Genomic DNA, 10,434 nt, shown 5'->3' with positions numbered 1-10,434 from the left:
CAAGATGCGGGCGCCCGGTCAGAAAACCTGGCTGTATTCGATTCAACGAACAAACGGAGATTCCAAATGTTCTGGGAAAAGAAGCTGGCACAGTGGGCGGACGAAGTACGGACGAAGGCGAACTTACCGGCGCGCCTCGTGTTGTGGAACGGCGAGCAACTCGATTTCGGCACGTTCAGCGCGCCGCAGGTCACGCTGAAGGTCAACAGCGCATCGGCGTTGCCGCTGCTGCTCGAGCCGAGCCTCGACAACCTCGGCGAGGCGTACGTGAAGGGCAAGATCGACATCGAGGGCCGGCTGTCGGACATCATCAACATCAGCTACTCGCTCGCGCGCAGCACGGTCACCAGCGCGAGCAAGCTCGCGCGCGTGCGGCGCTACTTCAATCACACGAAGAGCACCGACAAGAAGGCGATCCAGTACCACTACGACGTGTCGAACGAGTTCTACAAGCTGTGGCTCGACGAGAACATGGTGTACTCGTGCGCGTACTTCGAGAACGGCGATGAAGATCTCGCGACCGCGCAGATCAAGAAGATCGACCATATCCTGACGAAGATCCAGCTCGAGCCCGGGCAGCGGCTGCTCGACATCGGCTGCGGCTGGGGCGCGCTCGTGCTGCGCGCCGCGCAGAAGTTCGGCGCGACGTGTCTCGGCGTGACGCTGTCGCAGAACCAGTTCGATCTCGCCACCGCGCGCGTGAAGGCGGCCGGCCTCGAGGACAAGATCGAGATCCGCCTGCAGGACTATCGCGAAATCGACGGGCAATTCGACCGCATCACGAGCGTCGGGATGTTCGAGCACGTCGGCCGCAAGAATCTGCCGCTCTACTTCTCGCGCGTGCGCGAGCTGCTCGCCGACGACGGCATCGCGATGAACCACGGCATCACGTCGACCGACGCGGAAAGCGGCGAAACGGCGCTCGGCGGCGGCGAATTCATCGATCGCTACGTGTTCCCGGACGGCGAGCTGCCGCACATCAGCCTCGCGCTCGAAGCGGCGCAGCGCGGCGGGCTCGAGGCGGTCGACATCGAGAGCCTGCGGCGGCACTATGCGCGCACGCTCGAAATCTGGACGGAGAATTTCGAGGCGAACGCCGAACAGGCGCGCGGGCTCGTCGACGACGAAAAATTCCGCATCTGGCGCGTGTATCTCGCCGGCTGCGCGTATGCGTTCGAGCACGACGACGTGTCGATCTTCCAGATCGTGTGCCGCAAGGCCGGCCGCAGCGCGAAAACGTTGCCGTGGTCGCGGCGCTACATGTACGAACACGCGCTGCCGCGCTAGGCGGCGCTTCACGCTGGGCATGCATGGGTGACGGCAGCACGCGGCGCAACACGCGACCGCAACGACAGCAGCGCGACGGGACGCCGGGACCGGGTGCCGACGCGCAATTCGACCTGTTCGGCGCGTCCGCCGACGATGCATGCGCGGGCCCGGGCCCCGGTGCCGCAGGCAAACCCGAACCGGCCGGCGAGCACGCGGCGCCGCAAGAACGACGCCCGGCGCGCGCCGATCGAGCGTCGCCGCGCGCTACCGACGACCCCGAACCGCCCTCGCCTGAATCCGGCCTGCTGTGGGACGAGCCGCCTCCGCCGGCCGCACCGCCGAAGCGCACGCGGCGCGGGCGCGGCGTGCCGCCTGCGCCGGTGTCCGCCGAGGTCGCCGAACTGGCGGCCGCGCTGCCGCCGAACGTGCGGCTCGGCACGTCGTCGTGGTACTTCCCCGGCTGGAACGGCATCGTCTTCGACGGCGACTTCGCGCAGTCGAAGCTGTCGCGCGAAGGGCTCGGCGCGTATGGCGCGCATCCGCTGCTCCGGAGCGTGAGCCTCGACCGGTCGTTCTACGGCCCGCTGTCGGTGGCCGACTATCTGCGCTACGCGCAGCAGGTGCCGGACGATTTCCGCTTCGTCGTGAAAGCGCCCGCGTCCGTGACGGACGCCGTGGTGCGCGGCCGGCGCGGCGAACCGTCGGGACCGAACCCGACGTTCCTCGACGCCGCGCTCGCGACGCATGAATTCGTGCAGCCGTGCATCGATGGCCTGGGCAAAAAGGCCGGCGTGCTGGTGTTCCAGTTTTCGCCGATGCCCGATCAGTTGCTCGCCGACCCGGCCGCGCTGATCGAGCGGCTGGCCGCGTTCTTCGCGGCGTTGCCGCCGCTGCCGCCGGAGCCGGACGGCACGCGCTACGCGATCGAGATCCGCGACGCCTGCCTGCTCACGCCGCGCTTCATCCGGACGCTTGCGGCGCTCGGCGTTCGCTACTGCGTCGGCCTGCATGCGCGCATGCCGGACCCGCTGCGCCAGGCGGCCGCGCTCGCGCTGCTCGACGGCGATGCGCCCGGCCCGCTGATCGTGCGCTGGAGCCTGCACGGCGGTTTCAAGTACGAACAGGCGAAGGCGAAGTACGAGCCGTTCGACCAGCTCGTCGACGAGGACCCGGCCACGCGTTCGGCGCTCGCCGAGCTGGCCGCGCGCTACGCGCTGGCCGGCCAGCCGGTGATCATCACGATCAACAACAAGGCGGAAGGCTCGGCGCCGCTGTCGTGCATTGCGCTCGCGCGGGAGATCGTCGCCGCGTGTGCGCGGTGGAGCAGTGAAGCGGCGTAGCGGCGTAGCGGCGGACAGCGAGCCGCCGCCGAGTGACGCGCTCCTCACGCGCCCCTCACGTACCACTCACGCGCCGCGCTGCGACTTCAGCCGATGCGCGAACTTCTGCCGGAATTTCGCGAGCTTCGGCCCGATCACGACCGAGCAGTACCCCTGCTCCGGATTGCGCGCGTAATAGTTCTGGTGATAATCCTCGGCCGGCCAGTAGTTGCCGTCGAGCGGCACGACCTGCGTGACGATCGGCTGCCCGAACACCTGCTCGCGCTCGAGCTCGGCGATCACGTCGAGCGCGGTGTCGCGCTGCGCATCAGAATGCGTGAACACGACGGAACGGTATTGGGTGCCGACGTCGTTGCCCTGCCGGTTCAGCTGGGTCGGATCGTGCGTCGCGAAGAAGATCTCGAGGATCTCGCGATAACCGATGCGCGCGGGATCGAATGTCACGTTCACCACTTCCGCATGTCCGGTATCGCCGTCGCACACGTCGCGATAACCGGGATTGCGCGTGTGGCCGCCCGCATAGCCCGACTGGACGGCCGTCACGCCGTCGACGTCGAGAAACACGGCCTCCGTGCACCAGAAGCAGCCGCCGCCGAGCGTCGCGGTTTCAAGCATCTCGTTCACCATGAAGTTGAGTACCTCGTTGAAGGTAGCGGCCGGGCACGCGCGCGTGCCCGGCTCGCCGGTCCGTATCGCCGCTGCCCGGTCGCCCGGCGCGCAGCGGCACGCGTTCAAGTATCTCACTCGCACGAAAATCCGGCAGACAGGCATGCGCGCGCCGCGCCCGACCCGCCGCGCATTTCTCGTCTACACTTAGGCACGCTTCGCCGCGACGGCACCCCGCCGCGGCCGCACGCAGCGCCGATGCATGCCCGCCCCGATGCCAACGTCATCCGCCGGAACATCGATATGCACGCCTTAGCAGATACCGTCCGCCTCGCAGGCGAACCGACCGACGCGCATTGCGCCGCGTCGTTCATCCGATCGCATTGCGACGCAACACGCGTGCGTGAGCGGCGCGCGTCGGATGCCGCACCTTTCCGCACCGTTTCCACCTGACGTACCGCAGCGCGCGCCGTGCCGGCGCGTGCGGGCGGCGGCGCGTTCGCCTCGCGCAGCGCTTGCCCACGCACGGCCGGACCGCGGCGCACCCGTGATTCGACACCACCGACAGGAGGCACCACGATGAACATGCGGCCCGACCCGACCTTTCACGCCTCACCGGAGCTTGCGATGCAGGCGCCGCCCGAGGCGTTCGCCTATACGTTGTTGCTGAGCCCCGATTTTTCCAGACCCGACGCGCTCGCCGTCATCGACGTGAAGCCCGGCTCGGCGACCTACGGGAAAATCGTCCACACGGTGACGATGCCGCACACCGGCGACGAGTTTCACCACTTCGGGTGGAATGCGTGCTCGTCGTCGCTGTCGCCGCTGACGGGCCACGCCTTTCTCGAACGCCGCTTCCTGATCATTCCGGGCCTGCGCTCGTCGCGCATCTACGTGATCGACACGAAGCCGCATCCGACGCAGGCGCGCATCCACAAGATCATCGAGCCCGACGAAGTGTTCGCGAAGACCGGCTACTCGCGGCCGCACACGGTCCACTGCGGCCCGGAAGGCATCTACGTCAGCACGCTCGGCGGCGCAGGCAAGGACGGCACCGACGGCGCGCCCGGCATCTTCATCATGGACTGCGAGACCTTCGACGTGCTCGGCCGCTGGGAAATCGACCGCGGCCCGCAGGACAAGCACTACGACTTCTGGTGGAACCTGCCGCGCGACTACATGGTGTCTAGCGAATGGGCGCTGCCGCCGCAATTCGAAAACGGCATCGTGCCGGAAGACCTGCTCGCCAACCGCTACGGTCACCGTCTGCACTTCTGGGACTTGCGCGCGCGTCGCAACGTGCAGACGATCGACCTCGGCGCGCAGCACCAGATGGCGCTCGAAGTGCGGCCCGCGCACGATCCGGCGCGCGAATACGGGTTCGTCGGCGTCGTGGTCGATACGGCCACGCTCGAAGGCTCGATCTGGACCTGGTGGCGCGAAGACGGCAGGTTCCACGCGAAGAAGACCGCGACCATTCCGCCGGAGCCGGCCGCGGCCGACGAATTGCCGCCGCTGCTGAAAGGCTTCGGCGCGGTGCCGCCGCTCGTGACCGACATCGACCTGTCGCTCGACGATCGCTTCCTGTACGTGTCGTGCTGGGGCACCGGCGAGATGCGCCAGTACGACGTGTCCGATCCGCATCGGCCGGTGCTCGCGGGCTCGGTGCGCATCGGCGGGATCGTGCGGCGCGCGCCGCATCCGAACGGCCGCGCGTTCGCGGGCGGCCCGCAGATGGTCGAAGTCAGCCGCGACGGCCGGCGCGTGTACTGGACCAACTCGCTGTACTCGACCTGGGACGACCAGTTCTATCCGGACGGCGTGCCGGCCGCGCAGGTGCTCGCGCACGCGGGGCCGGACGGCGGCCTCACGCTCGCCGACGACTACTGGGTCGAGTTCCCCGACGGCTATCGCGCGCATCAGATCCGGCTCGACGGCGGCGACTGCTCGACCGATTCCTTCTGCTACCCGTCTGTCAGACGTTGAGCGCCGCCGTGCCTGCGTCGCTCGCGCTGTGGTCGGCCGTGCTCGCGAGCGGCGTCTACCACGGGCTGAACCCCGCGATGGGCTGGCCGCTCGCCGTGTCGAACGCGCTGATGACGCGCCGCGTCGACGCGCTCGTCGCAGCGCTCGGCTATCTCGCACTCGGCCACGCGCTCGCCGTGTTCATGGTGATGCTGCCGTTCGGGCTGCTCGCCGCGTTGCTCGCGTGGCAGCCGGCGATCCGGATCGGCGCGAGCGTGCTCGTGATCGGCTTCGGCGCGGCGCTGCTGATCCGGCACCGGCACCCGCGCGCGCTCGCCCGCATCGCGCCGGCGCGGCTCGGGCTGTGGTCGTTTGCCGTCGCGCTCGCACACGGCGCGGGGCTGATGCTGGTGCCGATCTATCTCGGGCTCTGCGGGCCGGACCGGGATGCCGGCCATCGCGCGGCCGCCACGCTGATCGACGCGCATCTCGGCACGGCGCTCGTCGTCGCGGCCGTCCATGCGGCGGCGATGATCGGTGCGGGCGGCGTGCTCGCGTGGCTGGTCTACCGTTATCTGGGGCTGAAGTTCGTCGCGCGCAGCTGGTTCAATCTCGATGCCGTATGGGCGTCGAGCCTGATACTGACCGGGGCGCTGTCGCTGGGGCTCGCCGCGGCGCGGTAGGCGGATGGCTGCGGTATGGCGGGAAGGGGCGCTGGCGGTGAGCTGGCTGCGCGGTGCCGCGGTTGCCGCCGTTGGATGCCCTGGATGCCGAATGCCGCCGGCCGATTCGGTGTCGCGAATGCTGCGGATGCCCCGATGGCGCCAACGCCCCCCACCAATGTGCGCTACCTCACGCTCGCCCCGCGCTGGGCGTGGCGCGGAGGTCTGCCCCGCGCGATTCCGCTAGAATCCCGCCATGCGCACCACTTTCGAACCGATCGCCCCGGCCCCGTCGCCATTCGTCCGCCGCGCCCGTCGCATCCGCCGCGCGCCGCGCCCGTCCGTTTCGTCGTGGATGGCGGCCCGATGAAGCACGCCACTCCGCCCGATTTCGACTCGGCCGCATTTCGTCAGGCGCTCGGCCAGTTCGCCACCGGCGTCACCGTCATCACGACGCGCGCGCCGTCCGGGCAACTGATCGGCATCACCGCGAGCTCGTTCAACTCGGTGTCGCTCGATCCGCCGCTGGTGCTGTGGAGCCTCGCGCACAAATCGGCGTCCACGCCCGTATTCCGCAGCAACAGCCATTACGTGGTGAACGTGCTCGCGGCGTCGCAACTCGACCTGTGCAAGCGTTTCTCGACCTACAAGGGCGATCGCTTCGAAGGGATCGCGCACGCGGCCGGCAACTCGGGCATGCCGGTGCTCGACGGCGCGCTCGCCTGGTTCGAATGCCACAACCGCAGCCGCTACGACGAAGGCGACCATGTGATCTTCGTCGGCGAAGTCGAGCGTTGCGGCGTGCGCGCCGCAGCCGACGCCGCGCCGCCGCTGGTGTTCCACGGCGGCGGCTTCCACGGGCTCACACCGCTTTGATCGCCCCCGTGCGCGCCAGCCCGACCGGCGCGCCCGCTTCGTCCTTCAGCGTCTGCAGCACGATGTTCGAGCGGATGTCCATCACGCCGGGCGCCTTGTACAGGCGGTTCAGCACGAAATCCGAATAGTGCTTGAGGTTGTGCGCGAGCACGCGCAGCAGGTAATGGCTTTCGCCGGTCACGACGAACGCGCCGACCACCTCCGGCCATTCGCGCAGCGCTTCCGCGAAGCGCTCGTGCCACTGGTTTTCCTCGTTGCGCATCGACACCTGCACGAACGCCTCGAGCTCGAAGCCGAGCTTCTCGCGGCTCAGGCACGCACGGTAGTGTTCGATGACCCCTTGCTCCTCGAGCAGCCGCATCCGGCGCAGACAGGCCGACGGCGAAAGCGAGATGCGTTCGGCCAGGTCCAGATTGCTGATTCTGCCTTCCTCCTGCAGTACGGCGAGAATCCGGCAGTCGGTGGCATCGAGCGTGATCGCATGCATTTTTGGTCCCCCTTTTCCCTCTGAGTCGAATTATCTGCCAATCCGGCGGATTGTCCATGGTTATTTCGCAAGCACTTTCTGCGAGCGTCCACCTATCATTCGAAGGATCGATTCACCGATTCGTCATGCCATGGACACACTCTGGGACATCTCGCCGCCGCTCAGCCCCGCCACGCCCGTGTGGCCGGGCGACACGCCGCTGTCGGTCGAGCGCGTATGGCAGATGGAGGCCGGCTCGCCGGTCAACGTCGCGCGCCTGACGCTGTCGCCGCATACCGGCGCGCACTGCGACGCGCCGCTGCATTACGACGCCGACGGCGCGCCGATCGGCGCCGTGCCGCTCGACGCGTATCTCGGCCCGTGCCGCGTGATCCACTGCGTCGGCGCAGCGCCGCGCGTGCAGCCGGCCGACGTCGAGGCCGCGCTCGATCGCGTGCCGCCGCGCGTGCTGCTGCGCACCTGCGCGCACGCGAGCGTCGAGCGGTGGGACAGCGATTTCTGCGCGGTCGCGCCGGAGACGATCGACCTGCTCGCCGCCCGCGGCGTGAAGCTGATCGGCATCGACACGCCGTCGCTGGACCCGCAGGAATCGAAGACGATGGATGCGCATCACCGCGTGCGCGCGCACCGGATGGCGATACTCGAAGGCATCGTGCTCGACGACGTCCCGGCCGGCGATTACGAGCTGATCGCGCTGCCGCTGAAGTTCACGACGCTCGATGCGAGCCCCGTGCGTGCGGTGCTGCGCGCGCTGCCCGGCCATTCCTCCTGATTACCGAACCCCTCATCGACATCATGATCAAGACCCGTGAAGACGCGCTCGCCCTCGACCGCGACGATCCGCTCGCCGCGCTGCGCGGCCAGTTCGCGCTGCCCGACGGCGTGATCTATCTCGACGGCAATTCGCTCGGCGCGCAGCCGCGCGCATCGGCCGCCCGCGCGCAACAGGTGATCGGCGCCGAATGGGGCGAAGGCCTGATCCGCAGCTGGAACACCGCCGGCTGGTTCGCGCTGCCGCGCCGCCTCGGCGACAAGCTCGCGACGCTGATCGGCGGCGCAGCCGGCGAAACGGTCGTGACCGACACGATCTCGATCAACCTGTTCAAGCTGCTGTCTGCGATGCTGCGCCATCAGGCCGAGCGCGCGCCGCAGCGCCGCGTGATCGTGTCCGAGCGCTCGAATTTCCCGACCGACCTGTACATCGCGCAAGGGCTGATCGAGCAGCTCGGCGGCGGCTACGAGCTGCGTCTGATCGACGATCCGGCGGAATTGCCGGCCGCGCTCGGCGACGACACGGCCGTCGCGATGATCACGCACGTGAACTACCGCACCGGCTACATGCACGACATGCCGGCCGTCACGCAGCTCGCGCACGACGCGGGCGCGCTGATGCTGTGGGATCTCGCCCACTCCGCCGGCGCGGTGCCGGTCGACCTGAACGGCGCGCGTGCCGACGGCGCGGTCGGCTGCACGTACAAATACCTGAACGGCGGCCCCGGCTCGCCGGCGTTCGTGTGGGTGCCGCATCGCCATCACGCGCATTTCTCGCAGCCGCTGTCCGGCTGGTGGGGCCACCGCGCGCCGTTCGCGATGCAGCCGGCGTTCGCGCCGGACCCGGGCATCGCACGCTTTCTGTGCGGCACGCAGCCGATCGTGTCGATGTCGATGGTCGAATGCGGGCTCGACGTGTTCCTGCAGACCGACATGCAGGCGATCCGCCGCAAGTCGCTGGCGCTGACCGACGCGTTCATCGCGCTCGTCGAAGCGCGCTGCGCGGGGCTGTCGCTGAAGCTCGTCACGCCGCGCGCGCATCACCAGCGCGGCTCGCAGGCGAGCTTCGAGCATCCGCACGGCTATGAAGTCATGCAGGCGCTGATCGCGCGCGGCGTGATCGGCGACTACCGCGAGCCCGACGTGCTGCGCTTCGGCTTCACGCCGCTCTATACGCGCTTCGTCGACGTCTGGGACGCCGTCGACACGCTGCGCGACATCCTCGCCACCGACGCGTGGAAGGCGCCCGCGTTCGCCGAGCGCGGCGCGGTGACCTGATCCGTTACGCCCGGCGCGCCGGGCCCCGTCATGCAAATCTGGAGAAAGTCGTGAATTCTGGTCATATGCAGCCTCCCGGCGGCGACGCGCCGGCCGGCTGCCCGTTCTCGGGCACGCGCGCCGCGCCGTCCGCTCATCAGGCGCCGGGCGATGCCGCGGGCGAACCGGGCTGGCACAACGCGCAGCTCGATTTCTCGAAGTCGATGAGCTACGGCGATTACCTGTCGCTGAATTCGATCCTCAACGCGCAACATCCGCTCTCGCCCGATCACAACGAGATGCTGTTCATCATCCAGCATCAGACCAGCGAGCTGTGGATGAAGCTCGCGCTGTTCGAGCTGCGCGGCGCGCTCGACGCGGTGCGCGGCGACGCGCTGCCGCCCGCGTTCAAGATGCTCGCGCGCGTGTCGCGGATCCTCGAGCAGCTCGTGCAGGCGTGGAACGTGCTGTCGACGATGACGCCGTCCGAGTATTCGGCGATGCGCCCGTATCTCGGCCAGTCGTCGGGTTTTCAGTCGTACCAGTACCGGCAGCTCGAATTCCTGCTCGGCAACAAGAACGTGCAGATGCTGCAGCCGCATGCGCACCGGCCCGAGATCCTCGCCGAAGTGCGCGCGACGCTCGAAGCGCCGTCGTTCTACGACGAAGTCGTGCGCCTGCTCGCGCGGCGCGGTTTCCCGATCGCGCCGGAGCGGCTCGAGCGCGACTGGACGCAGCCGATGCGCCACGACGAAACCGTCGAGGCCGCGTGGCTCGAGGTCTATCGTCACCCGCAGCAGCATTGGGAGCTGTACGAGATGGCCGAGGAACTCGTCGATCTCGAGGACGCGTTCCGTCAGTGGCGCTTCCGTCACGTGACGACCGTCGAGCGCATCATCGGCTTCAAGCAGGGCACCGGCGGCACGAGCGGCGCGCCGTATCTGCGCAAGATGCTCGACGTCGTGCTGTTCCCCGAGCTCTGGCACGTGCGCACCACGCTGTAGCGCACGCGCGGCTCACGCGGCCCGCGCGTCGTGACGACGAGCGGGCCGCATCATATGCGCGCGGCAAGGCCGGCGCGGGCGGTCAGACGACGCTCGACGCGTTCCTCCGCCACCGTGGCGCGCCGGTGCAGCCGCTTCGGCACGCTGCCGCTATCTGCGCCGCCGCGCCGGTCTGATTCGCCGCCTGATTCGCCGCC

General features: G+C 68.8%; 11 protein-coding genes. 9 read left to right on the top strand and 2 right to left on the bottom strand.

The window, feature by feature from the left end; genetic code table 11:
- Positions 1 to 66 precede the first annotated feature (66 nt).
- Positions 67 to 1,287, top strand: a complete 1,221-nt coding sequence (locus tag C3Y15_RS30390) for a cyclopropane-fatty-acyl-phospholipid synthase family protein (RefSeq protein ID WP_014723528.1) — start codon at positions 67 to 69, stop codon at positions 1,285 to 1,287.
- A gap of 23 nt (positions 1,288 to 1,310) precedes the next feature.
- On the top strand, positions 1,311 to 2,609 hold the full coding sequence (locus C3Y15_RS30385; RefSeq protein WP_069224303.1) for a DUF72 domain-containing protein: 1,299 nt from the start codon (positions 1,311 to 1,313) through the stop codon (positions 2,607 to 2,609).
- Between the two features lie 66 nt (positions 2,610 to 2,675).
- Here C3Y15_RS30385 and msrA read toward each other — a convergent pair whose 3' ends face one another.
- The gene (gene msrA, locus C3Y15_RS30380) at positions 2,676 to 3,236 is read right to left on the bottom strand and encodes a peptide-methionine (S)-S-oxide reductase MsrA (RefSeq protein WP_045579433.1); all 561 of its coding nucleotides are present in this window, start codon (positions 3,234 to 3,236) and stop codon (positions 2,676 to 2,678) included.
- Positions 3,237 to 3,473: 237 nt separating this feature from the next.
- On the opposite strand from msrA, the gene C3Y15_RS30375 reads away from it, so the two are divergent.
- The 4 genes from C3Y15_RS30375 to C3Y15_RS30360 all read left to right on the top strand — a co-directional run bounded on the left by C3Y15_RS30375 (position 3,474) and on the right by C3Y15_RS30360 (position 6,718).
- Complete coding sequence (locus C3Y15_RS30375; RefSeq protein WP_124260310.1) at positions 3,474 to 3,668, top strand: hypothetical protein; 195 nt, start codon at positions 3,474 to 3,476, stop codon at positions 3,666 to 3,668.
- A gap of 126 nt (positions 3,669 to 3,794) precedes the next feature.
- Positions 3,795 to 5,201 carry a selenium-binding protein SBP56-related protein gene (locus tag C3Y15_RS30370; RefSeq protein ID WP_059460496.1) on the top strand — a complete coding sequence of 469 codons (1,407 nt, stop codon included), beginning with the start codon at positions 3,795 to 3,797 and terminating at the stop codon, positions 5,199 to 5,201.
- Positions 5,198 to 5,863 (top strand): hypothetical protein, encoded by a 666-nt coding sequence (locus tag C3Y15_RS30365; RefSeq protein ID WP_069246307.1) that lies wholly within the window; start codon positions 5,198 to 5,200, stop codon positions 5,861 to 5,863. The genes C3Y15_RS30370 and C3Y15_RS30365 overlap by 4 nt, the downstream gene beginning before the upstream one ends.
- A 345-nt stretch (positions 5,864 to 6,208) precedes the next feature.
- Complete coding sequence (locus C3Y15_RS30360) at positions 6,209 to 6,718, top strand: flavin reductase family protein (RefSeq protein ID WP_011885865.1); 510 nt, start codon at positions 6,209 to 6,211, stop codon at positions 6,716 to 6,718.
- On the opposite strand, the gene C3Y15_RS30355 is transcribed toward C3Y15_RS30360, so the two are convergent.
- The gene (locus tag C3Y15_RS30355; protein WP_006477992.1) at positions 6,705 to 7,205 is read right to left on the bottom strand and encodes an Lrp/AsnC family transcriptional regulator; all 501 of its coding nucleotides are present in this window, start codon (positions 7,203 to 7,205) and stop codon (positions 6,705 to 6,707) included. The two genes, C3Y15_RS30360 and C3Y15_RS30355, sit on opposite strands and share 14 nt — an antisense overlap.
- A gap of 130 nt (positions 7,206 to 7,335) precedes the next feature.
- On the opposite strand from C3Y15_RS30355, the gene kynB reads away from it, so the two are divergent.
- The 3 genes from kynB to kynA all read left to right on the top strand — a co-directional run bounded on the left by kynB (position 7,336) and on the right by kynA (position 10,237).
- Positions 7,336 to 7,977 (top strand): arylformamidase, encoded by a 642-nt coding sequence (gene kynB / locus C3Y15_RS30350; RefSeq protein ID WP_014723534.1) that lies wholly within the window; start codon positions 7,336 to 7,338, stop codon positions 7,975 to 7,977.
- 26 nt (positions 7,978 to 8,003) lie between these two features.
- Positions 8,004 to 9,254: a kynureninase gene (kynU, locus tag C3Y15_RS30345; RefSeq protein WP_124260311.1), complete on the top strand. Its 1,251-nt coding sequence runs from the start codon at positions 8,004 to 8,006 to the stop codon at positions 9,252 to 9,254.
- A gap of 65 nt (positions 9,255 to 9,319) precedes the next feature.
- Positions 9,320 to 10,237, top strand: coding sequence for a tryptophan 2,3-dioxygenase (kynA, locus tag C3Y15_RS30340; RefSeq protein WP_059740950.1), 918 nt, complete (start codon positions 9,320 to 9,322; stop codon positions 10,235 to 10,237).
- Positions 10,238 to 10,434: the final 197 nt, after the last annotated feature.

Origin of the sequence: Burkholderia sp. B10 (genome assembly GCF_004368385.1) — a bacterium.
GTDB classification, from domain to species: domain Bacteria; phylum Pseudomonadota; class Gammaproteobacteria; order Burkholderiales; family Burkholderiaceae; genus Burkholderia; species Burkholderia vietnamiensis.
This window is presented reverse-complemented; position numbering and strand designations above follow the sequence as displayed.

Coding starts and splice junctions, on each gene's coding strand:
- C3Y15_RS30390 (WP_014723528.1), top strand. CDS start 67: ATGTTCTGGGAAAAGAAGCTGGCACAGTGGGCGGACGAAGTACGGACG.
- C3Y15_RS30385 (WP_069224303.1), top strand. CDS start 1,311: ATGGGTGACGGCAGCACGCGGCGCAACACGCGACCGCAACGACAGCAG.
- msrA (WP_045579433.1), bottom strand. CDS start 3,236: ATGGTGAACGAGATGCTTGAAACCGCGACGCTCGGCGGCGGCTGCTTC.
- C3Y15_RS30375 (WP_124260310.1), top strand. CDS start 3,474: ATGCATGCCCGCCCCGATGCCAACGTCATCCGCCGGAACATCGATATG.
- C3Y15_RS30370 (WP_059460496.1), top strand. CDS start 3,795: ATGAACATGCGGCCCGACCCGACCTTTCACGCCTCACCGGAGCTTGCG.
- C3Y15_RS30360 (WP_011885865.1), top strand. CDS start 6,209: ATGAAGCACGCCACTCCGCCCGATTTCGACTCGGCCGCATTTCGTCAG.
- C3Y15_RS30355 (WP_006477992.1), bottom strand. CDS start 7,205: ATGCATGCGATCACGCTCGATGCCACCGACTGCCGGATTCTCGCCGTA.
- kynB (WP_014723534.1), top strand. CDS start 7,336: ATGGACACACTCTGGGACATCTCGCCGCCGCTCAGCCCCGCCACGCCC.
- kynA (WP_059740950.1), top strand. CDS start 9,320: ATGCAGCCTCCCGGCGGCGACGCGCCGGCCGGCTGCCCGTTCTCGGGC.